Raw genomic sequence first — 22,752 nt, forward strand, 5'->3', positions numbered from 1 at the left:
AAGAACAAGAGACATGCATGCCGCAGCCCGAATTCCCCTTGGCCGGGCGAGGACGATGATGATGACAGACGAGATACCCTTCTGGAAAAGCAAGACCCTGACGGAGATGAGCCCGTCGGAATGGGAGAGCCTTTGCGACGGCTGTGGCCTCTGTTGTCTCAACAAGCTCGAGGAGTGGGATAGCGGCGACGTCTATTTCACCTCGATCCGCTGCAAGCTGATGGATGGCGAGAGCTGTCGTTGCACCAGCTATCCGAACCGCTGGGATTTCGTGCCGGATTGCGTGCAACTGACGCCCGAGAAAGTGCCGGAGCTGCAATGGCTGCCGCCCACCTGCGCCTATCGCCTCGTCAACGAGGGCCGCGATCTCTATTGGTGGCATCCGTTGATCTCGGGCGATCCGGAAACGGTGCATATAGCGGGTGCCTCCGCCCAAGGGCGCACCATCAGCGAAAACGATGTCGCTCTCGATGATTTCGAGGATTATGTTGTCGACTGGCCGCTGACCGTCGAGGACGACATGATACCTAATCCTCCGGCAAAGCCATAGATTTCGGCGCTGTATTCCGCCAGGCCTGACGCATTAGCCTTCTGACCTCCTCGCTTCCGGCATCGCGATGGAAAAGTCGGGTCCACCCCTTCAGGCCCCAGCTGCCCGGCACGGCGGCGACATGTTCAGGCATGATGGTCGAAGCCATCTGCCGCTGGTCCGGCGTCAGCTTGAGGACGCAGAAATCCGGTCCGCGAAGTGTCATGAAGATCTTGCCCCCCACGCGAAAGTCACGGGTTCCGAAGTGTGAGCTCTCTGCTGCGTACGGCAGGCCAAGGGCGAGGGATATAAGGTCCTCATCGGTCATGGCCGCGATGATAACACGCCGCGCCGCCGTGCCGTAAATGGGCGCCTGCGTGACCTGCGACGAAACGGTTCGGGAAGCGAAGAGGCCCGTTTATTGAATTGCACCCACACGCATGGTATCGCGCGATGCCCCGCGCATATGTACAAGGAGCCGCCGCGTGATCCGTCATATCGTCTTCTTCACCGTTCCCGATCGCGCCAAGCTTGAGGAGGTCCGTTCCGGCCTCTCGATCCTCACGGCCATTCCGCATGCGCGGCTTTTGGAGATCGGCACGAACGTCAAGACCGATCAGCTCGGAACCGAAGTCGATCTGGTGGTCTACGGCGAATTCGACGACGAGGCGGCATTGGCGGCTTACAAGGCCCATCCGAATTACCAGCGCTCCATCGAGCGCGTTCGTCCGCTGCGCGAAATGCGCATTGCGGCAGACTATGAGACGGTGACGGCCGTCCGTGAACCTTTCTGAACGTCTGGCCCCGTAGAACCATTTCCCGCCAGCCCTTTCAACGGATTGAGCACGCTAGCGGAATCGGATTGTCGGCAACCGGATTCTCGGCTTGAGGTTCTTGAATCAACTTTTGAAGCTCCGGATTCAACTTGAGAAGAAATCGCGGCAAGCGATTCAAAGGACTCAAGGAAATCGCCACGCCTTATGTCGACAAGACGCTTGCAGGCCGGTTGCATTGGCCACGAAAGGCGACGTTTCATCCCGCCTCTATGAACCGATGATAAGCAAGAATGATTAAAAATGGCTAAGCCTGCGGCTCCGGGCGTGTGGTGCCCGCGAACGCGGATACGTATCGATTCACGCATATCGCCGATAGATTGTATGGATGCGGCGCTCCGGAACGACAGCCGGTTGCCGTTATCACGCTACGGCAGATGCGCGTTCAATAATTTCAAATGGTTAGAGCACCAGTCAGGTGACCCCGACGCATGGTCGGCCGAAAATTACAGCCCATTCATTTGCCATTCAGACGTGTTTGGGTAAATAATCGGCCAAGTTCATATCCCTGTGGGAAGCCCGAAGCATGGCCTCATTTTCAAGCATAGCAGCAGCGGCCCTCGTTCTGGCCGGCTCGTCTGTTCTGCCGGCGCCAGCGCCGACGTCGACCCTGGTCGCGCGCGCCAACAGCGATTGCAGTGAGGCCGCTGACGAGGTGGTCGCCAAGACCGGCGGTCAGCTTCTCTCGGTACAACCATCCGGTGACAGCTGCATCATCACTGTTCTCGTCCAGGGCAACGGCCAGCGTCCGCGCAAGGTGACGATGAAGGTGCCGATGTGATTCCCGCGCATTTTGATGCCACCTAACGCCTTGAATCTTACACGAAATCTTATTGTTTCCGTGATTCCACTGCGCCACGATTTGCGGTACTGTTTATCGAACCGGGGAAATTGGATTTAGAGATGCGCATTCTCATAGTCGAAGACGATATCAACTTGAACCGTCAGCTTGCCGAGGCCTTGAAGGAGGCAGGCTATGTGGTCGATACGGCCTTTGATGGCGAGGAAGGGCATTTCCTCGGCGATACCGAGCCTTACGATGCTATCATCCTCGATATCGGCTTGCCTGAAATGGATGGCATCACAGTGCTTGAGAAATGGCGTGGCGCCGGGCGCACTGTGCCGGTGCTTCTCTTGACCGCACGTGATCGCTGGAGCGACAAGGTGGCAGGCATCGACGCCGGCGCCGACGACTACGTCGCCAAGCCCTTCCATGTCGAGGAAGTGCTTGCCCGCATCCGCGCTCTCATCCGCCGCGCCGCCGGGCATGCCTCTTCGGAAATCGTCTGCGGCCCGGTGCGGCTCGACACCAAGAGCTCGAAGGCAACTGTCGACGGCAAGCCGCTAAAGCTCACCTCGCACGAATATCGTCTGCTTGCCTATCTCATGCATCACAAGGGGGACGTCGTCTCACGCACCGAGCTGGTCGAGCATATGTACGATCAGGATTTCGATCGGGATTCCAATACGATCGAGGTATTTGTCGGTCGTCTGCGCAAGAAGATGGGTGTCGACCTGATCGAAACGGTTCGCGGCCTTGGTTACAGAATCCAAGCTCCGACCAATGCGAATTAAGTCGCTCACCGCTCGCGTCCTGCTGCTGACCACGCTTTGGTCCGCCGTGGCGCTGGTGGTGATCGGCCTCGTCATCTCGAATATCTATCGCAAGAGCGCCGAGCGCGGTTTCCAGGACCTGTTGCGCGCGCAGCTCTATAACGTCATCAACTCGGTGACGATCGGCGACCAGGGCACATTGTCAGGCAGCCCGCAGCTCGGTGATTTGCGTTTTGCCCAGCCGAAGACCGGCTGGTACTGGATGGTCGAGCCGCTTGGCACCTATACGGCGACGCCACTGGTCTCGCCGTCGCTCGGCGCATCGAACTTGCCTGTTCTCTCCGTGCTGGAAGCGCCCTTCGACAAGAATTACGAACGCTATTACATCGTCACCGATGCCTTCGGAAACCGCGTCCAGGTAGCCGAAACGGAAGTCGTGCTCGACACGGACGGCCGTGCCGCACGCTTCCGTGTGACTGGCAATGTGGCCGTGGTCGAGGACGACGTCCGCAATTTCTCCCACAGCCTCTACTTCGCACTCGTCGGCTTCGGCGTCGGAAGCTTGATCGTCAATGCGCTCGCCATTCTCTACGGCCTGAAACCGCTCGACAAGGCGCGCGCCGCGCTGGAGCGCATCCGCGCCGGTGAAAGCGAACGCTTGCAGGGCGATTTCCCGCGTGAGATCCTGCCGCTTGCCAATGAGATCAACGCGCTCATCGAGAGCAACCGGCGTATCGTCGAGCGCGCACGCATGCAGGTCGGCAATCTCGCGCACTCGCTGAAAACGCCGATTGCGGTGCTGCTCAACGAATCCCGCGTCTTGGAGCGCTCACATGGCGATTTGGTGAAGAACCAGGCAGAAGCCATGCAGGGGCAGGTGCAATCCTATCTCAATCGTGCCCGCATCGCCGCCCAGCGCGAATCCGTGCTGGCACGCACCGAGGCCGAGCCGGCGCTGGAACGGCTCGTCCGTGTCATGCGCAGGCTGAACGCCGACAAGGAATTCGAACTCTCCGTCTCGCCCAATCTGGCGCTCGCCATGGAGCAGCAGGATCTGGAGGAGACGGTCGGCAATCTCCTCGAAAATGCTGCCCGCTTTGCCGAACACAAGGTGCGTCTGGTTGCAAACGAGGCGCCGGCCGAGATCAAGGGCATCGATCCGGCGCGGCGCCACTGGGTGGAACTGGTGGTTGAGGACGACGGTCCCGGGCTGGAGCCGGATCAGATCCGCGAAGCCATGAAACGCGGGCGCAGACTGGACGAGAGCAAGCCCGGCACGGGGCTTGGGCTTTCGATCGTCAGCGAGATCACCAACGAATATCAAGGCCGTTTCGAGCTCTCCCGGGGTAGCTGGGGCGGGCTTCGGGCGAGCCTAATTTTGCCGGGCCTGATGAAGGATGTTGCGTGAGGAACGGCATGATGCCAAAAGACGTTGTGGGTCATGATGATGCCGCAGCGCAGTACCTATTGGTTTTGCTTTTTGATACTGGTTCGGTTGTATGAAGCTTCGTACCTTTTTCCTGGTCGTCCCCTGTCTTTTCGCCGCATTCGCGCTTTCTGGTTGCTCGACCACGAGCAGCTTGGGAGGCGGCAAGAGCCTGTTTTCGTCTGCGAAGCCTCCGGCCTCCGCGACCTTCATCAATGCTCTTGATGGTGGCATCGTCGAGCGCACCGGCATCAAGCTCAGCGACAGCGACAAGCAGCGCGCGCTGGAAGCCGAATATCGGGCGCTTGAGACCTCGCCTCTCGGCCAACCCGTGGCATGGAAGGGCAGGAATGCAAGTGGCGAGGTTGTCCCCGCTGCGCCCTATCAGGTCGGCTCGCAGAATTGCCGGCAATATACGCATACCCTCACGGTCGACGGCAAACCGACGACCGCAAGGGGCGCGGCCTGCCGCAATGACGACGGCACCTGGACGCCGCTTGAATAGGCGTCTGCAATGAAAGGCGCGGCCAAACGCCTCAAATCTTCGTCAGATGGCCTTTCCCGGTTGGAATAAGCGCCCCGTTAAAGTATTGGGCGTCTATGCTGTTCTGGATTCTAGTGGCCGTTCTTACGGCGGTTGTCGGCGCTGTGCTGCTCTATCCTCTTCTGCGTGGTGCGAAGGAGGCGGAGGGCGGCCGTTCCGGCGAGACTGAGGTCTATCGCGATCAGCTTCGTGAACTGGAGCGTGATCTTGCCGGCGGCCTCATCTCCGCGCAGGAGGCAGGCTATGCCCGCGCCGAAATAGGGCGGCGCCTCATCGCTGCCGCCAAAGACGAGAAGACGGCGGCAAAATCGCCTGCGCGTGGTAACTATCGTCTTGCTCAGGCCTTCATCATCGTCCTTCTTCCGGCCGTTGGTCTCTGTCTTTATCTTATCAACGGCGATCCCGGCCTGCCGGCGCAGCCGCTGGAAGCGCGGCTGGAGAAGCCAGGAAACGATCTCGCCATCTCGATCGTCAAGATCGAGCAGCATCTGGCCAAGAACCCGGATGACGCCAAGGGCTGGGAAGTCCTGGCACCCATCTATTTCAAGACCAACCGTGTCGGCGATGCGGAGCTTGCCTATCGCAATGTCATCCGTCTGTTGGGGCCGAATGCGGCCCGACTTGGCGATCTGGGCGAGGTGCTGGTCGTCAAGGCCAATGGCATAGTAACGGCGGAGGCGCGGGGCGTGCTGCAGCAATCGCTTGCGCTCGATGCCGCCAATCCGCGCACGCTTTTCTATCTGGCGCTCGCGCTGGAGCAGGAGGGCAAGGCTGCCGATGCGAAGACCGCCTTCGAGGCTCTCGCCAAGCAATCGCCGCCTGACGCTCCCTGGCTTGCTGTCGTTGATCAACACATCGTCAAGAATGGCGGCCAGCCGACGGTATCGGCGAACGACAAGGCCCTTGGCAATCCGACGGCGGAGGACGCCGCTGCGGCGAATGCGCTGAGCAGCGGCGATCGCCAGCAGATGATCCGCGGCATGGTCGACAGCCTCGATGCCAAGCTCAAGGAAGATCCCAAGAATTTCGAGGGCTGGATGCGGCTAATCCGCTCCTATGCGGTGTTGAATGATCGGGAGCGCGCAGCGGATGCGTTGAAGCGCGGTCTCGCGGCCTTTCCGGCCGATGGAGGGGAGGGCCAGCAGCTTCTGGCGCTGGCGAAAGAATTGGGATTGCCGACGGAGGTGACGCAGCAATGACCCGCAAGCAGAAACGTCTGGCTGTGATCGCCGGTGGCATGGGTTTCATCGCCGTTGCCGTGCTGCTCGTGCTGTTCGCCTTCAGCCAGTCGGTCGCCTACTTCTATATGCCGGCGGATCTCGCCAAGACGCCGGTCAATGCCGGGACGCTGATCCGCCTCGGCGGGCTTGTCGGTGAGGGATCGATCGTGCGTGGTCAGGGTACGCAAGTGCAGTTCTCCGTCACGGACGGCACCGACACGATCAAGGTCAAGTATGACGGCATTCTGCCAGACCTGTTCCGCGAAGGGCAGGGTGTGGTGACCGAAGGCAGGTTCGAGCCGGGCAGCTACGTTTTTGTTGCCGACAGCGTGCTCGCCAAGCATGATGAGCGCTATATGCCAAAGCAGGTCGCCGATAAGCTGAAGGCCGATGGCGTCTGGAAGGGCGAGGAGGCCACCCGATGATCATCGAGCTCGGACACTATGCGCTGGTGCTGGCGCTCGCCACCGCACTCGTCGTCTCCATCCTTCCCGTGATCGGCGCCAGGCGCGGCGACGTGTCGATGATGGATATCGCCCCCGTCGGCGCGATCGTCATGTTCCTGCTGGTCGCCTTTTCTTTCGGCGTGCTGACCTATGCCTATGTCGCCTCCGATTTCTCCGTCCTCAATGTCTGGGCCAACTCCCATTCGCTGATGCCGCTGGTCTTCAAGATCTCCGGCGTCTGGGGCAATCACGAGGGATCGATGATGCTCTGGCTGTTGATCCTGGCGCTCTTCAGCGCGCTCGTCGCGCTCTTCGGGCGCAATCTGCCCGACGTGCTGCGCGCCAATGTGCTGGCCGTGCAGTCGTGGATCTCCTCGGCCTTCCTGGTCTTCATTCTGCTTACCTCCAATCCGTTCCTTCGGCTCAACCCGGCGCCGGCGGAGGGTAAGGATCTCAATCCCGTCCTCCAGGATATCGGCCTCGCGATCCATCCGCCGCTGCTCTATCTCGGTTATGTCGGCTTCTCCGTTTGCTTTTCCTTCGCCGTCGCCGCACTTTTGGAAGGTCGCATCGATGCCGCCTGGGCGCGCTGGGTCCGCCCCTGGACGCTGGCTGCCTGGAGCTTCCTGACGCTTGGCATCGCCATGGGTTCCTATTGGGCCTATTACGAGCTCGGTTGGGGCGGCTGGTGGTTCTGGGACCCGGTGGAAAATGCCTCCTTCATGCCCTGGCTTGCCGGCACGGCGCTGCTGCATTCGGCTGTTGTCATGGAAAAGCGCGATGCCTTGAAGATCTGGACCGTGCTGCTGGCAATCCTGACGTTTTCGCTGTCGCTGCTCGGCACCTTCCTGGTCCGCTCGGGCGTACTGACCTCCGTCCATTCCTTCGCCAGCGATCCGACGCGCGGCATTTTCATTCTCTGCATTCTTCTGATCTTCATTGGCGGTGCCCTATCGCTTTTCGCGCTGCGTGCACCGAAGCTTGCCGCCGGCGGATTGTTCGCGCCGATCTCGCGCGAGGGCGCGCTGGTGTTGAACAACCTGATCCTCACGGTTGCCTGTGGCACGGTGTTGACGGGTACGCTCTATCCGCTGGCGCTCGAAACACTGACCGGCGACAAGATTTCCGTTGGGCCGCCCTTCTTCAATATGACGTTCGGGCTATTGATGACCCCGATCCTCATTGCTGTGCCGTTCGGCCCGCTGCTCGCCTGGAAGCGCGGCGATCTGCTCGGTGCGCTGCAGAGGCTTTATGTCATTGCGGGCCTGGCCTTCCTGGCCGGCCTTGTCCTGTTCTATGTCGAGCATGGTGGGCCGGTGCTTGCCGCTCTCGGTCTCGCCGCCGGCTTCTTCCTGGTCTTCGGCGCCTTGGCCGATCTCTGGTATCGCGCCGGCGTCGGCAAGGTGGCGCCTGGTGTCGCCTGGCGTCGCCTGAGCGGGCTGCCGCGCTCTAGCTTCGGCACCGCACTTGCCCATGCGGGCCTCGGCATCAGCGTGCTCGGCATTGTCGCGGTGACGACCTTTGAGGCGGAACACATCACCAGCATGAAGCCGGGCGAGACAGCCGAGCTCGGCGGCTACAGCCTGCGCTTTGACGGCGTGCAGCCCGGCGTCGGCCCCAATTTCACCGAGGATCGCGCTCATTTCACCGTCAGCCGTGGAGGCGTTGTCTTTGCGGAAATGTCGTCCGCCAAGCGCGTCTTCACTGCAAGCCGCACAGCGACCACCGAATCCGGCATTCTCACCCTAGGTCTCAACCAACTCTATGTATCGGTTGGCGACGCCAGCAAGGATGGCGGCATGGTTGTGCGCATTTGGTGGAAGCCGTTCATTCTCTGCATCTGGCTGGGTGCGCTCATCATGGCGATCGGCGGTTTCGTGTCGCTCAGCGACCGTCGCCTGCGCGTCGGCGCCCCGAGCCGGAAGGCAAAACCAGCTCGTCCCGCGATGGAGCCGGCCGAATGATGCGTTTGACCGTCTCCCCCTCATCCGCCCCTCCGGGGCACCTTCTCCCCGAGGGGAGAAGGGGAGATTGTCGCTGTCGTACCGGTATCAAAGCAAAACCGGTCAATGAAGGCCGCAGCGGTTTTCCCTTCTCCCCTAGGGGAGAAGGTGCCCGAAGGGCGGATGAGGGGGTATTTCACCGCAGTAAGGGCAGTGCTCCTTCTTCCTCGGCTGCTGCTGCCGGCGACTTCCTGCCTAAAGGGGGGGAAGTATGGGTGATCCGCTTGCTTATGCTGCTGGCATTGCTCTTCGCCGCGGCGCCCGCCTTCGCGGTCAACCCGGACGAAGTTCTGCCGGATCCGGCCCTGGAGGCACGGGCGCGGACCATCTCCGCCGAACTGCGCTGCATGGTCTGCCAGAATCAATCCATCGATGATTCCAATGCCGATCTCGCGCGGGACCTGCGCTTGCTGGTGCGCAAGCGACTGACGGATGGCGACACCGATCAGCAGGTGCTCGATTACATCGTCTCCCGCTATGGCGAGTTCGTGCTGCTCAAGCCGCGCCTGAGCGAAAAGACATACATTCTCTGGGGAGCGCCGATCGCGCTCTTTCTAGCGGGCGGATTGGCCCTTGCCGTTTACGCGCGCCGCCGCGCGGGCAAGCCCATCGGCAGCTCTCTGAACGCCGATGAAGAGGCGCAGTTGAAAGATATCCTCGGCAAGTGACGCGGCCGTCGTCTTTCGTCATAACGTTGCATCGATACCTTACATTACGAATTTTTCATGGGGCGGACAGTTCGTTGTAAGGTGCCGTGCCCTATATCTTCCTTATGGCGCATCATAGCCGGTTCCGTCCGGCGCAAATCTGACGAGAAACAAAAAGGTAATTCGCATATGTTCAGGAATATCAAGGACACTTTGTCCCGCAGCACTGCTATGAAGGCTTCCGTCGTCGCAGGCCTCGCTGTTGCTGCCTTGGCAACGGGTGTTCCGGCCGTGGTCCCGGGTGCCTATGCCGATGCCGTCAACGTTCAGGCGCCGCAGGTTCCCAGCTTCGCCAATGTGGTGGATGCCGTTTCGCCGGCCGTCGTGTCGGTTCGTGTCGAATCCCGTGTCAACTCGGTTGCCGACGAGGATGATTCTTTCGGTCTCGGCCGCGGCTTCGATGACCTTCCGGACGATCACCCGCTGAAGAAGTTCTTCCGCCAGTTCGAGCAGCAGCAGGGCCGCGGCCAGCAGCGCGGCCAGAACCAGCAGAAGAATTCTGACGACAAGGGCCACCTGCGCCCGGTCGCTCAAGGGTCCGGTTTCTTCGTTTCGGAAGATGGCTACATCGTCACCAACAACCACGTCGTTTCCGATGGTGCAGCTTTCGTCGTCGTCCTCAACGACGGCACTGAACTCGACGCCAAGCTCGTCGGCAAGGATAGCCGTACCGATCTCGCTGTCCTGAAAGTCGACCCCAAAGGCAAGAAGTTCACCTATGTGGGCTGGGCCGATGACTCCAAGGTTCGTGTCGGCGACTGGGTCGTTGCCGTCGGTAACCCGTTCGGCCTCGGTGGCACCGTGACCGCGGGTATCGTTTCGGCCCGGGGCCGCGATATCCATTCCGGTCCCTATGATGATTACATTCAGATCGACGCACCGGTGAACAAGGGCAATTCCGGCGGCCCGACCTTCAACCTCAACGGCCAGGTGGTCGGCATCAACACCGCCATTTTCTCGCAGTCCGGCGGCAGCGTCGGCATCGCCTTCGCGATCCCGGCAACCACGGCCAAGGATGTCGTCGCCGACCTGATCAAGACCGGCACGGTTTCGCGCGGCTGGCTCGGCGTACAGATCCAGCCCGTCACCAAGGATATTGCCGAATCCCTCGGCTTGTCCGAAGCAAGCGGTGCTCTCGTGGTTTCTCCGCAGGATGGTTCGCCGGGTCAGAAGGCCGGCATCAAGAACGGCGACGTCGTCACCGCAGTGAATGGCGACCCGGTCAAGGATCCGCGTGATTTGGCTCGTCGCATCGGCGCGATGCAGCCGGGTTCCAAGGTCGAGGTTTCTATCTGGCGCGCTGGCAAGTCGCAGTCGGTCACGGTTGAGCTCGGCACGCTTCCGGCCGATCAGAACCAGGCCTCGAATGACGACTCGCAGCCGAGCCAGCCGCAGCAGCCGTCCTCCGAGAAGGCGCTGGCTGACCTTGGCCTGACCGTCGGCCCTTCCGATGACGGCAAGGGCGTAGCGATCACGGCCGTCGATCCCGACTCCGATGCCGCCGATAAGGGCGTGAAGGAAGGCGAGAAGATCACGTCGGTTAACAACCAGCAGGTCTCCAACGCCGGCGATATTGCCAAGATCATCGAGCAGGCGAAGAAGGACGGTCGCACCCGCGCTCTGTTCCAGATTCAGTCCGGTGACGGCAGCCGCTTTGTTGCTTTGCCGATCAACGCCGGTTGATCCTTCAGACGGATGAAATGCATTGGGAAAGCCGCGCAGGCCACGGCTTGTGCGGCTTTCCCTTTTAGAACGTGTCAAATGACTGGTTCCAAGGCAGGTGAAAGATGACAACCGCTAGCCAACATGCCGTGAGTTCTCCCGATTCTGGTTGTGCCGAGGCAGCGTCGGCAGGTAATGTCGCTCACATGAAGATTCTGATCATTGAAGACGATCTTGAAGCGGCGGCTTACCTTACCAAGGCGTTTCGCGAGGCTGGCATCGTTGCCGATCACGCGAGCGACGGCGAGAGCGGTCTCTTCATGGCCACCGAGAACACCTACGATGTCGCCATCATCGATCGCATGCTTCCGCGTCGGGACGGGCTGTCTGTTATCAGCGAATTGCGCCGCAAGGGCGTGCATACGCCGGTTCTGATCCTTTCTGCGCTCGGCCAGGTTGACGATCGTGTCACCGGCCTGCGTGCTGGAGGTGACGACTACCTGCCGAAACCCTATGCCTTCAGTGAGCTTCTTGCCCGTGTCGAAGTACTCGGCCGCCGCAAGGGAACGCCGGAGCAGGACGTCCTCTATCGTGTTGGCGATCTGGAACTGGACCGCCTCTCGCATGAGGTGCGCCGTGGCGGCAAGGAAATCCTGCTGCAGCCGCGCGAGTTCCGTCTCCTGGAGTATCTGATGAAGAATGCCGGCCAGGTCGTCACCCGCACCATGCTGCTCGAAAATGTCTGGGATTATCATTTCGACCCCCAGACGAACGTCATCGACGTCCACGTTTCGCGCCTGCGCTCCAAGATCGAGAAGGATTTCAGCCAGCCGCTGCTGAAGACTATTCGTGGCGCCGGCTACATGATCAAGGACGAGGGATGAGTCGCTTCCGCGTCCTCTTCAAGTCCACCGCAGTCCGCCTTTCCGCCCTCTACATCCTTCTTTTCTCGCTTTGCGCCGCGACGCTGGTCTTCTATGTCACGGCCATGTCCGAACGGCTGCTGACGGGGCAGATACGCGATGCCGTCCAGCAGGAGGTCAGTCAGGTCAAGCGTGCCTATGACATCGGCGGCCTGAACCTGCTTCTGCGCACCATGGAGCGCCGTGCCCGCCAGCCGGGTGCTAATCTCTATGTCATTGCGGGTCCTTCCGGTGACATCCTGGCTGGCAACGTCGCTTCCGTACAGCCAGGCGTGCTCGGGCAGGCCGGCTGGACGGAGCTTCCCTTCTCCTACGAGCGCTACACCGACGCCTCCAACGATCCGGAGCGCCGTCATCTGGCAATTGCCAATATCTTCATTCTCGACAATGGCTTGCGTATCCTCATCGGCCGCGACCTCGGCGAGCCGGAGCGCTTCCGCGTGCTGGTGCGTCAGGCGCTGATGCTGGCACTGGCGATTATGGGGCTCGGCGCATTGGTCATCTGGTTCGGTATCGGCCGAAACGCGCTGAAGCGTATCGACCGGATGACGGATGCGGGCCGCAAGATCATGGCGGGCGATCTCTCGCAGCGCCTGCCAGTCGGCGGTTCCGGCGACGAGTTCGACCGGATGTCGGCGTCGCTGAATGCCATGCTCGAGCGCATCGAGAAGCTGAACGAAGGGCTGCGGCAGGTCTCCGACAATATCGCCCACGACCTCAAGACCCCGTTGACGCGCCTGCGCAACAAGGCGGCCGATGCGCTCGACAATGCCGACAGCGAAGGCCGCCGCACAGCGCTTGAGGGCATCATCGGCGAATCCGATCAGCTGATCCGCACCTTCAATGCGCTCCTGATGATTTCCCGCGTCGAGGCGGGTTCCGTGGCCGCAGAAATGACCGCGGTCGATCTTTCCTCCATCGTCGCCGATACGGCCGAACTTTACGAGCCGGTGGCGGAAGAGGCGGGCCTGGCGCTCACCGCCGAGATAGAGCCGGAAGTCGAAGTGCAAGGAAACCGCGAGCTGATCGGCCAGGCGCTGTTCAATCTCATCGACAATGCCCTTAAATATGCGTCGGGCTGCAACGGAAAACCGGCGATCACGTTCAAGCTGGCGCGCGCGAGTGACGCTGTGACGCTCGCCGTTGCCGATCATGGGCCGGGCATTCCTGCCCATCAGCGTGCCGATGTGGTCAAGCGTTTCTTTCGGCTGGACGAAAGCCGCTCCAAGCCGGGAACCGGGCTTGGCCTTGCGCTGGTGGAAGCCGTGATGGAGTTGCATGGCGGCCGGCTGGAGCTTTCCGATACCGATCCCGAAAATCCAGCCGCCAAGGGATTAACGGTCACCATGATCTTCCCCATGCAGAAACAATAGGTTAATCCTGCGGTATCCGCTTGCTGTTTGGGGAGAACTGCATGACGACGACGCAAAGCGATTTGCTGCGGGAGGTTTCTGCCGGGCGGCTGCGGGCGTTGAACCAGACGGAAACGAAGTCTGTACTGGCGGATCTCAAGCAGATCGCGGGAGGCGAGCCCGTCATTGCCGATCTGCTTGGGGGCGAAAGCGCGTTGCGGGATTTTGTCGTCGCTGCCCTCACTCTCTCTCCTCATCTGCGGGAAACCGCCAATCTCGAACCGTCTCTTCTGGTCGCCGCCATCGAGAAGCCGCTGTCGCCGCAGATCGAAGCATTGGTCCAAGAAGCTCGGCAAGCCTGGCTGCCGGGGGAGGACGGGGGAGTTTCGCCTTCCGAATCCGAGGTGATGAGCCGCCTGCGCATCGCCAAGCGCCGCGCTGCCTTTCTCATCGCACTCGCCGATCTCGCTCGCATTTATGATGGCAAGCAGACCACCCGTTGGCTGAGCCGGCTCGCCGAGGCCTCTATTTCAGCGGCCATCGACCATCTGCTGCTGTCGTCGCATGAGGCCGGCAAGATCACGGTTCCCGATCCCGCCATTCCGAGCGAAAATTCCGGCCTAATCGTGCTCGGCATGGGTAAGCTCGGAGCGGAAGAACTTAACTATTCCTCCGATATCGATCTGGTCGTCTTCTTCGATGAGACCGCGGGCATCGTTCCCGATCCCGACGATGCCATCGACATTTTTCCACGGCTGATGCGGCGGCTGGTGCGGATCCTGCAGGAGCGCACGGCAGATGGCTATGTCTTCCGCACCGATCTTCGTCTGCGCCCCGATCCCGGCTCGACGCCGCTCGCTATCCCTGTGGACGCGGCGATGATCTATTACGAGGGTAGGGGGCAGAACTGGGAACGCGCTGCCTTCATCAAGGCGCGGCCCGTCGGTGGCGATATCGCCGCCGGTCAGGCCTTCATCCGCGATCTCGTGCCCTTCGTCTTCCGCAAATATCTGGATTATGCAGCGATATCGGACATCCACTCCATCAAGCGGCAGATTCACGCGCATAAGGGACATGGCGCGATCGCGGTCAAAGGTCACAACGTCAAGCTCGGCCGCGGCGGCATTCGCGAGATCGAGTTCTTCGTGCAGACGCAGCAGTTGATTGCCGGCGGGAGAATGCCGGCCTTGCGCAGCCGATCGACGGAGCAGACGCTTGCCGAATTGACCGAGGCGAAGTGGATCGATGCGGAAACCCGCGACGAGCTGACATCGGCCTACTGGTTCCTGCGCGATGTCGAGCATCGTATCCAGATGGTGCGGGACGAGCAGACGCATCTGCTGCCGGAAACCGATGCCGAGCTGAGGCGCATCGCCTATATGATGGGCTTTGCCGATGTGTCGGCTTTCTCCGAAGCGCTGGTGACGACATTGAAGACGGTTGAGCGCCGCTATGCGCGCCTCTTCGAACAGGAAACCAAGCTGTCGAGCGAAACCGGCAACCTCGTTTTCACCGGCCAGGGCGACGATCCGGATACGTTGGAGACGCTGCGGCGCCTCGGCTTCGAGCGACCGTCCGACATCGCCAATGTCATCCGAACTTGGCACTACGGCCGGTATCGCGCCACGCAATCCGTCGAAGCGCGCGAGCGGCTGACGGAACTGACGCCGGAGCTGTTGCGCGTCTTCGGCGAAAGCAAGCGGGCCGACAAGGCTTTGTTGCGCTTCGACAGCTTCATCTCCGGCCTGCCGGCCGGTATCCAGCTCTTCTCGTTGCTCGGAACCAATCCGGCGCTTCTCTCGCTCATTGTCAACATCATGTCGTCGGCACCTAGGCTTGCCGAAATCATCGCGGCTAAGCCGCATGTCTTCGACGGCATGCTTGACCCAAGGCTCATGGCCGAGCTGCCGACACGCGATTATCTCGCCGTACGGCTGAAAAGCTTCCTTGCCCCGGCGCGACATTATGAGGAGACCCTCGACCTGCTGCGCATCTTCGCCTCCGAACAGCGCTTTCTGATCGGCATTCGCCTGCTGACGGGCGCAATTGGCGGAACGATGGCGGCGCGCGCCTTCACCTACCTTGCCGATCTGATCGTCGAGGCGGCGCTGGATGCTGTCATGAAGGAAATCCGAGCGGCGCATGGGGAATATCCCGGCGGCCGTGTCGCGGTCGTCGGAATGGGCAAGCTCGGCAGTTTCGAGCTCTCGGCCGGTTCCGACATCGATATCATCCTGCTTTACGATTACGACGACGCGGCCAGTGAATCCGATGGCCCGAAGCCGCTCGATGCCACGCGCTATTTCACCCGCATCACGCAGCGCCTGATCGCGGCCCTTTCGGCGCCGACGGCCGAGGGCGTACTCTACGAGGTGGACATGCGTTTGCGTCCTTCCGGCAACAAGGGGCCGGTCGCTACGCGCATCAATTCCTTCGAGAAGTACCAGCGCGAGGAAGCCTGGACCTGGGAGCATATGGCGCTTTCGCGGGCACGGCTGATCTGCGGCGACGAGGAGCTGGTGAACGATGCGGAGCGCGTCATCGGCGAGGTTCTTTCGACAAAGAGAGATGTCGCCAAGATCGCTAGGGATGTTCGCGAGATGCGCGGCATGATCGAACAGGAAAAGCCGCCGGAGAGCATTTGGGATCTGAAGCTTATCCCTGGCGGGCTGATCGATATCGAATTCATCGCGCAATATCTGCGGCTGATCGCGTCGGTTCACGGCGTTGGCATCGATGCAAACGGCCTTAGCACGGCCGAAGCGCTGAAACTGCTCGGCGGCAGCCTGATGGATCGCAACGATCTGGACGTCTGCCTGGAGGCTCTGCAGCTCTATACGGAAGTGTCGCAGCTTATCCGGCTTTGCATCGACGGTACGTTCGATCCGAAAAACACGCCTTCCGGCCTGATCGAACTGGTCTGCCGCGCCGGGGATTGCCCGGATCTCCGCACGCTGGAAGCCGAGCTGAAGCGCCTGTCGAAAGCGGTACGGAAAGTATTCCAGGCGACGGTGGGAAGCTGATCAGCTCTGATCCGGGATGCGGATTGCGATCACTGTGCCGATGCCCTCGCGGGAGCGGATGCGCATGCGGCCGTGATGCAAAGCGGTCAGTGAGCGCGAAATGGCGAGGCCGAGGCCGGAGCCTCCCTTGCTCTTCGCATATTGGCTCTGCACCTGCTCGAAGGGCTGGCCGATCTTGCTCATGGCCGATTTCGGAATGCCGATGCCTGTATCGGCGATAACGAGCATGACGGCATCCCCGATCCTGCGCGTGCGAACCGAGATACGGCCACCGTCGTTGGTGAATTTCACCGCGTTGGATAGCAGGTTGAGCACGATCTGCTTCATCGCCCGACGATCGGCGCTCAGCTTGATATCGGAAGAAATTCGCTGCTCGACGAGAATGTTCTTCTGCGCTGCCGGAATGCGGGTGAACCGTAGGCATTCCTCGATAAGCGGCGCGAGATTGATCCGCTCGCAGCTGAGTTTCATATGCCCCGCTTCGATCTTCGACATATCGAGGATGTCGTTGATGACGTTAAGCAGATGCTTGCCGCTGTCGTGAATGTCCTTGGCATATTCATTGTAGCGGGCCGAGCCGAGCGGACCAAACATCTGGTCCTGCAGGATCTCCGAGAAGCCGAGAATGGCATTGAGCGGCGTGCGCAGCTCATGCGACATGTTGGCCAGAAATTCCGACTTGGCCTTGTTGGCCGCTTCGGCACGTTCCTTCTCCGCAAGATAATTGGTGTTGGCAGTCGAAAGCTCCGCCTTCTGCTTTTCCAGAATCCGCCGTGATGCCGAAAGGTCGTTGATGGTCGCCATAAGCCGGCGTTCCGATTCGCGAAGCCGCTCCTGATTACGCTTGAGCTGGGTAATATCGGTGCCGACCGAGACGAGGCCGCCGTCGCGGGTGCGGCGCTCGTTGATCTGCAGCCAGCGCTCGTCGGCAAGCTGCACTTCCGTCGTCTGCGAGTGATTGGAGCGGCCGGGATCGACGATACGGCGCTCGATGACCGGCCGTGCGGCAGCGGCATTGACGACGGCGCGCTCGGTGCCCGGCACGAGCACATTGTCCGGCAGGCCGTATGCCTGCTGGAAATGGGCGTTGCACATGACCAGGCGATCGTTCTTGTCCCACAGCACGAAGGCTTCGGAGGTGCATTCGATGGCGTCGGCCAGGCGCTGATCGGCCTCTGCATAGCGCTGCGCCAGCCTGTGCTGCTCAGTCACGTCCATGGCGATGCCGATCATGTGGACACGGCCGGAATTGGTCCGGATCACCTGGGCGCGGGCGCGCATCCAGACATAATGTCCCTTGGCATGGCGGATGCGCAGGATTTGGTCCACCTGGCCGGCATTGCCGCGGGTGACGGTGCGGGCGAGCATATGCAAGCTGTTGTCGTCCGGGTGCATCAGCCGCGCCGCGTCCGTGAAGGCGAGCGGCCTGTCGGCGACCGGTAGCCCGAGCATGTCGTACATCGACCGCGACCAGAAGAACTGGCGGCTGGTGAAATCGAAATCCCAGAGGCCGCAGCGCCCGCGCGACAGTGCCGTTTCGACCCGCAGGTTGGATTCGAGAAAGATTTCATCCGCATCCCGGGCGCGCTTCACCTGGGTGTAGTAGGCATAGAGAATGACGAGCAGGATGGAGGATATGCCGGCAAAGAGCGTGACGTTCAGGGTCAGCTCGTCGCGCCAGAGCTTTTCGATCTCATCCATCGATGCGGCCGACAGAATGAAATCGCCTTTGTCGCCGATCAGGGAAATCGCGGCATAATAAGGCTCGCCGCCGATCATGGTTTCGATCACGCCGGCATGATCGCCGAAACTGCGGATGGCCGTCACTTCGGGAAAGAAGTCGGAGACCAGCATGCCGATATAGCCGGAGCCGGCGGCCGACGAGCCGAATACACGGCCGCTCGACTGCACCAGCAGGACGAAGGCGCCGCTGTCCAGCCGATCCTGCGGCAGGTAGGAGGCGAGTTTTCGCTCCGCGCCACGACGGTCGCCAGCTTGAAACAGGCTAGCATCGTTCGAAAAGGCGGCGGCAGCTGCTGCGATGGAAAGCGAGGTCGTTCGGCGGGCGGAAGCCGCCATGCGGCTATGTTCCGTGATCATGCCGAAGAAATGCGAGGCGGCAACGACCATCAGGAAGGAAACGATGAGGACGGGGATGATGCGCTTGAGAATATGTTCCGTCTGCGGAAAACGACGCGAAATCGTCTCCATCCGCACTCCGGTTCGATCAGTAACGCCGCTATGCCAGGATTTCAGACCGTCGAAATTAACACGCAGCCGTCCATCGGCCGCGGTTGCCCGCCGCACGTCCACCATCGCTTTAGCCTTGTCCCTCGTGTGATTCGCTGCGCCGCTCGCCCGAATCTGCCTTAATGAATCATTCGTGATTCGGCTTGTCCAGAGGGTGCGGTAAAACTTTCTTAACCATCTGCGATTTCAGCATATTTTACACACGCAGCGGTAAGTTGCACGCGTTTGGGACTCGTTGAAGCTGAAAAGGCCGACGCAAATCAGCCTTTGAAATCAGTGCGCCGGTGATCGAAATCACTCCTTAAGGATACGCTCGACGATGTCACGCACGTCGGTCGAAAGGCCGGCCGCACGCTCGATCCGCATCAGCGCCGAGCGGGCATGATCGGCGCGCACGGGTTCGAGCAACCGCCACGAGCGCATCGAGGTCAGGATGCGGGCCGCAAGCTGCGGATTGCGCTGATCGATCTCGAGGATTTCGTCGGCGAGGAAATGGTATCCGGCGCCGTCCGCCCGGCCGAAACCCGTGGGATTCGTAAAGACAAAAGTGCCAATAAGCGAGCGGACGCGATTGGGGTTGGTCCGTTTGAAGAGTGGGGTTTCCATGAGCAGTCGGATGCGCTCCAGCGCCCCAGCGCCCGGGATTGCCGCCTGAATCGCGAACCATTTGTCGATGACGAGCGCATTGTCCGCGAAGCGGTCACGGAAATGCGCAAGCGCTGCCGCCGTCTCCACTGTGTCGGGGAACCGCTGAGCGAGAATGGTCAGCGCGGCGCTAAGATCGGTCATGTTGTTTGCCGCATCATAGGCGGCCTTAGTCCTTGCCGGCGTTTCATCCAGTTGCGACAGATAGCCCAGTGCCGCATTGCGCAGGGCGCGGCGGCCGGCGCTTGCCGCGTCGGGGCTGAACGGTCCCGGCGTCTGCATGCCATCATAAAGCACGGTGAAGATGTCCTCTCCGGCTTCGGCGATGCGCTTAATGATTGTCTGGCGCGCTGCATGGATGGCATCAGGATCATTGTTGCCGCCAAGCTCGCGGGCAATGTCGGATTCACTCGGCAAGGCGAGCGCCTGAGCGCGGAAGGCCGGTTCCAGACTTTCATCGGCTGCGGCAGCCAGCAAGGCGTCGGTGAAGGCCGAGCCGCATGTTATGTCGGCACCCTGGCGGGCATCTCGCGCCGCCTGCAAGAGGTTGGGCAGGCCGAGATCGATCAGCGCCTGCCAGCGGGCGAAATGATCGGTCTCATAGCGGGCGATCAATGCGAGATCCTCAGTGCTCTGGCTGAACTGCAGATTGATCGGCGTCGAGAAGCTGCGATTGAGCGAGAGGACCGGCCGCTGGGGAATACCGTGGAACGTCACCGTCTGCGTCTGCTTCGTCAGATGCAATACGTCGTCGGTCAGCTCCGCTCCGCTGACGGATGTCGGCGTGATGGCGGTGCCGTCTTCGGCAAGCAAGCCCATGCGCAGCGGAACGTGCATCGGCTTTTTGACGGTCTGGCCCGGCGTTGCCGGCACCATCTGTTCGAGCGACAGGGTGAATGTCTTGGCATTGGCATCATAAGAGCCCGATGCGGTGACGAGCGGCGTACCGGCCTGATGGTACCACAGCGAAAACTGCGTGAGATCACGGCCGCTGACATCCTCGAAACACCTGACGAAATCTTCGATCGTCACCGCCTGTCCGTCGTGCCGATCGAAATAGAGATCCATGCCTTTCTTGAACAGATCGCGGCCAAGCAGCGTCGCGATCATGCGGGTGACCTCGCTGCCCTTCTCATAGACGGTCGTCGTATAGAAGTTATTGATTTCACGGTATGTGGTCGGCCGCACCGGATGGGCAAGCGGGCCACTGTCCTCCGGAAACTGTTCCGATTTCAGATGGCGGACTTCGGCAATCCGCTTGACGGGACGCGAGCGCTGGTCGGCGGAAAACTCGTGATCGCGATAGACTGTCAGGCCTTCCTTGAGGCAGAGCTGGAACCAGTCGCGGCAGGTGATGCGGTTGCCCGTCCAGTTATGGAAGTATTCATGCGCGATGATGGCTTCGATATTGGCGTAGTCGGCGTCAGTTGCCGTCTCGGGATCGGCCAGGACGTACTTGTCGTTGAAGACGTTGAGGCCTTTGTTTTCCATCGCTCCCATGTTGAAGTCCGACACGGCGACGATCATGAAGATGTCGAGATCGTATTCGCGGCCGAACCGCTCTTCATCCCACTTCATCGAGCGCTTCAGCGCGTCCATGGCGTAAGTCGCGCGCGGTTCCTTGCCGTGCTCGACATAGATTTTCAGTGCGACCTCACGGCCGGACATTGTGGTGAACGTGTCCTCCACAACGCCGAGGTCGCCGGCGACGAGTGCGAAAAGATAACTCGGCTTTGGATGCGGATCGAACCAGGCAGCAAAATGCTTGCCTTCGCCATAGCCGGCGCCACCGAGGAAATTGCCGTTCGACAGCAGCAGCGGGTTTGCTTCCTTGTCGGCGATGATATTGACCGTATAAGGGGCGAGCACATCCGGCCTGTCGGGGAAATAGGTGATGCGGCGAAAGCCCTCGGCTTCGCACTGCGTGCAATAGATGCCGCCGGTGCGGTAGAGGCCCATCAACTGGGTGTTGGCTTCCGGATTGATGACGGTCGTGATCGTCAGTTCGAAAGGGGCGCTTTCCGGCAGGTTGCGAACGGTCAGGCTTTCTGGCGTTGCATCATATTGCGTGGCCGGAAGTTCGCTCTGATCGAGCAGCAGGCCGGAGAGAACCAGCTCGTCGCCATCAAGCACGAGCGGCGCATTCGCATCGACACCCTCGCGCCGATGGAATATCAGCCGCGTCTCTACCTTAGTTTCTGTCGGATGGAGATCGAAGGTGAGATCCACGCGCTCCAGAACGAAGTCGGTGGGGCGATAGTCTGCCAGATTGATGATCTGGCCGGTGTCTGTGCGCATGGTCTATCCTGATCAGGCTATGCTTTGGCGGGCACGGTCCGAAGCTTTCCTTCGAACCGAAAGTGGCCGCATCATTACATCGAAATCTGAACCAAAGTTAAAGTCATATCGCAACATCAATTTGTTTTGTTATGGCACGGTAAGTATTTGCTCGATGTGCCGCTCCCGTTTCAGCTATTCGAATGAAAAACAGAAAATCTGAAGCTGCATTTGCAGGTCAACAGTAGAATTGCTAACATAATGTTTAGGTTAAACATCATGGTTGCATTACCGTCAAATGTTGACCGTTACGGTAAGGAAACGATAATTTAAAGTAAATTATCGTTTAACCTCTTGCGATATCGGCAAGCTTGCATAACTATAGCATGCTATTAGATATCGGAATTATGATCGATTCCGGCAAGTTTGTTCATAAAAATGAAACATCAACTTTCTGCTGCTTTTTAAGAAGGGCGCCCAGGGAGGCCCGATTGAGTTTTCCCATCGAGCAACTTGCTCGCCATCCCAAGTTCGTAGCGTCCTTGCGCTTTCTCTCCGAGACATTGCGTAACCGTTACGACAACGGTCCGAGGATTGCGCGTATGCTCGCCTCACATCAGCGCTGGCTGCTAAGCCAATCCGCCTATGCGCTCCATCTTGAACATGATCCGGAGCATCCCCGCTCCGGGCTGACTGTCGTCGCGCTGCGTGACCTCATCACTCATTATCGCATTGCCAGCCGCAATACGGTCTTGAGTTTTATCGAGGAGTTGTTGACCTATCGCTTTCTGGAGTTGGCACCTGGGCCGGCTCGCCGCCCGCGGCGTTACGTGCCGACTGAAACCGCCTATTCGGGAATGTTCGGTTGGTATCTCGCCAATTTGGCGGCGCTCGATCTGATTGACGACGGCAGCCGCGCAGCCGCGCTCGTTGCCTCACCCATGCTCCTGGACCTAGCGCAGCCGCGTATGGCGCGCACCTGCCTGGCAGCCGATCTTTGGCGCGAACCGCCGGAGAGTGTCGGTCTGTTTCTTTGGACGGAATCCGGAGGTCTGGTCGTCGATTACATCATGTCGAGGCTCGAACTCGACGGGAAGGCGGGCGATCGGATCGATATCGGTCACGTCGATGCGCGCGCTTTGGCGACCCATTTCATGATATCGCGAACGCATCTGCAACGTATCTTGCGCAAGTCGGCTGATCGCGGCGATGTCGGCTGGTACGAATCCAAGAAGACCCAGATGTGGATCTCGCGCAATTTTCTCGATCAATATTGCGGCTGGCAGGCCATAAAATTGGCGGCGGTCGATGAGGCCTTTGCCTGGGCGCAATCAGCCTCCCGAAGCTGATCCCGATCC

At 60.4% G+C, this 22,752-nt stretch carries 18 protein-coding genes; 15 read left to right on the top strand and 3 right to left on the bottom strand.

Annotation, left to right across the window (positions count from 1 at the left end; genetic code table 11):
• Window positions 1-61: 61 nt before the first annotated feature.
• Window positions 62-550: a YcgN family cysteine cluster protein gene (locus tag FHX05_RS12495; RefSeq protein WP_112607633.1), complete on the top strand. Its 489-nt coding sequence runs from the start codon at window positions 62-64 to the stop codon at window positions 548-550.
• Here the strand turns inward: FHX05_RS12495 and FHX05_RS12500 are convergent.
• The gene (locus FHX05_RS12500) at window positions 528-857 is read right to left on the bottom strand and encodes an MmcQ/YjbR family DNA-binding protein (protein WP_183871976.1); all 330 of its coding nucleotides are present in this window, start codon (window positions 855-857) and stop codon (window positions 528-530) included. The two genes, FHX05_RS12495 and FHX05_RS12500, sit on opposite strands and share 23 nt — an antisense overlap.
• 157 nt (window positions 858-1,014) lie before the next feature.
• Between FHX05_RS12500 and FHX05_RS12505 the strand changes: the two genes are divergently transcribed.
• The 13 genes from FHX05_RS12505 to FHX05_RS12565 all read left to right on the top strand — a co-directional run bounded on the left by FHX05_RS12505 (window position 1,015) and on the right by FHX05_RS12565 (window position 16,222).
• A complete protein-coding gene (locus FHX05_RS12505) occupies window positions 1,015-1,323 on the top strand; it encodes a Dabb family protein (RefSeq protein ID WP_075852052.1) in 309 nt (102 codons plus the stop codon).
• Between the two features lie 565 nt (window positions 1,324-1,888).
• Window positions 1,889-2,143, top strand: coding sequence for a hypothetical protein (locus tag FHX05_RS12510; RefSeq protein ID WP_015339224.1), 255 nt, complete (start codon window positions 1,889-1,891; stop codon window positions 2,141-2,143).
• A gap of 122 nt (window positions 2,144-2,265) precedes the next feature.
• Window positions 2,266-2,937 carry a response regulator transcription factor gene (locus FHX05_RS12515; RefSeq protein WP_183871985.1) on the top strand — a complete coding sequence of 224 codons (672 nt, stop codon included), beginning with the start codon at window positions 2,266-2,268 and terminating at the stop codon, window positions 2,935-2,937.
• Window positions 2,927-4,324 (top strand): HAMP domain-containing sensor histidine kinase, encoded by a 1,398-nt coding sequence (locus FHX05_RS12520; protein WP_112607506.1) that lies wholly within the window; start codon window positions 2,927-2,929, stop codon window positions 4,322-4,324. Before FHX05_RS12515 ends, FHX05_RS12520 begins: the two co-directional genes overlap by 11 nt.
• 91 nt (window positions 4,325-4,415) lie before the next feature.
• Window positions 4,416-4,847 carry a hypothetical protein gene (locus FHX05_RS12525; protein WP_183871987.1) on the top strand — a complete coding sequence of 144 codons (432 nt, stop codon included), beginning with the start codon at window positions 4,416-4,418 and terminating at the stop codon, window positions 4,845-4,847.
• Window positions 4,848-4,942: 95 nt separating this feature from the next.
• On the top strand, window positions 4,943-6,085 hold the full coding sequence (gene ccmI / locus FHX05_RS12530) for a c-type cytochrome biogenesis protein CcmI (RefSeq protein WP_183871989.1): 1,143 nt from the start codon (window positions 4,943-4,945) through the stop codon (window positions 6,083-6,085).
• On the top strand, window positions 6,082-6,531 hold the full coding sequence (ccmE, locus tag FHX05_RS12535) for a cytochrome c maturation protein CcmE (RefSeq protein ID WP_183871991.1): 450 nt from the start codon (window positions 6,082-6,084) through the stop codon (window positions 6,529-6,531). The genes ccmI and ccmE overlap by 4 nt, the downstream gene beginning before the upstream one ends.
• Entirely contained in the window at window positions 6,528-8,516 is a 1,989-nt protein-coding gene (locus FHX05_RS12540) for a heme lyase CcmF/NrfE family subunit (RefSeq protein WP_183871993.1), read from the top strand. The genes ccmE and FHX05_RS12540 overlap by 4 nt, the downstream gene beginning before the upstream one ends.
• Before the next feature lie 269 nt (window positions 8,517-8,785).
• Window positions 8,786-9,223 (top strand): cytochrome c-type biogenesis protein, encoded by a 438-nt coding sequence (locus tag FHX05_RS12545; RefSeq protein ID WP_183710643.1) that lies wholly within the window; start codon window positions 8,786-8,788, stop codon window positions 9,221-9,223.
• Between the two features lie 168 nt (window positions 9,224-9,391).
• Window positions 9,392-10,945: a Do family serine endopeptidase gene (locus FHX05_RS12550; protein WP_183871995.1), complete on the top strand. Its 1,554-nt coding sequence runs from the start codon at window positions 9,392-9,394 to the stop codon at window positions 10,943-10,945.
• A 185-nt stretch (window positions 10,946-11,130) separates the two neighbouring features.
• Window positions 11,131-11,808 (top strand): response regulator transcription factor, encoded by a 678-nt coding sequence (locus tag FHX05_RS12555; protein ID WP_015339233.1) that lies wholly within the window; start codon window positions 11,131-11,133, stop codon window positions 11,806-11,808.
• Entirely contained in the window at window positions 11,805-13,220 is a 1,416-nt protein-coding gene (locus FHX05_RS12560; RefSeq protein WP_183710631.1) for an ATP-binding protein, read from the top strand. Before FHX05_RS12555 ends, FHX05_RS12560 begins: the two co-directional genes overlap by 4 nt.
• A 41-nt stretch (window positions 13,221-13,261) precedes the next feature.
• Window positions 13,262-16,222: a bifunctional [glutamine synthetase] adenylyltransferase/[glutamine synthetase]-adenylyl-L-tyrosine phosphorylase gene (locus FHX05_RS12565; protein WP_183710629.1), complete on the top strand. Its 2,961-nt coding sequence runs from the start codon at window positions 13,262-13,264 to the stop codon at window positions 16,220-16,222.
• Here FHX05_RS12565 and FHX05_RS12570 read toward each other — a convergent pair whose 3' ends face one another.
• Together FHX05_RS12570 and pepN are read right to left on the bottom strand one after the other, a co-directional pair.
• Window positions 16,223-18,538 (bottom strand): PAS domain-containing sensor histidine kinase, encoded by a 2,316-nt coding sequence (locus tag FHX05_RS12570; RefSeq protein WP_183871997.1) that lies wholly within the window; start codon window positions 18,536-18,538, stop codon window positions 16,223-16,225.
• Window positions 18,539-18,766: 228 nt separating this feature from the next.
• Complete coding sequence (gene pepN / locus FHX05_RS12575; RefSeq protein ID WP_183871999.1) at window positions 18,767-21,415, bottom strand: aminopeptidase N; 2,649 nt, start codon at window positions 21,413-21,415, stop codon at window positions 18,767-18,769.
• A gap of 470 nt (window positions 21,416-21,885) precedes the next feature.
• Between pepN and FHX05_RS12580 the strand changes: the two genes are divergently transcribed.
• Complete coding sequence (locus FHX05_RS12580) at window positions 21,886-22,743, top strand: hypothetical protein (RefSeq protein ID WP_112607488.1); 858 nt, start codon at window positions 21,886-21,888, stop codon at window positions 22,741-22,743.
• Window positions 22,744-22,752: the final 9 nt, after the last annotated feature.

Source organism: Rhizobium sp. BK491 (genome assembly GCF_014194925.1).
GTDB lineage: Bacteria > Pseudomonadota > Alphaproteobacteria > Rhizobiales > Rhizobiaceae > Rhizobium.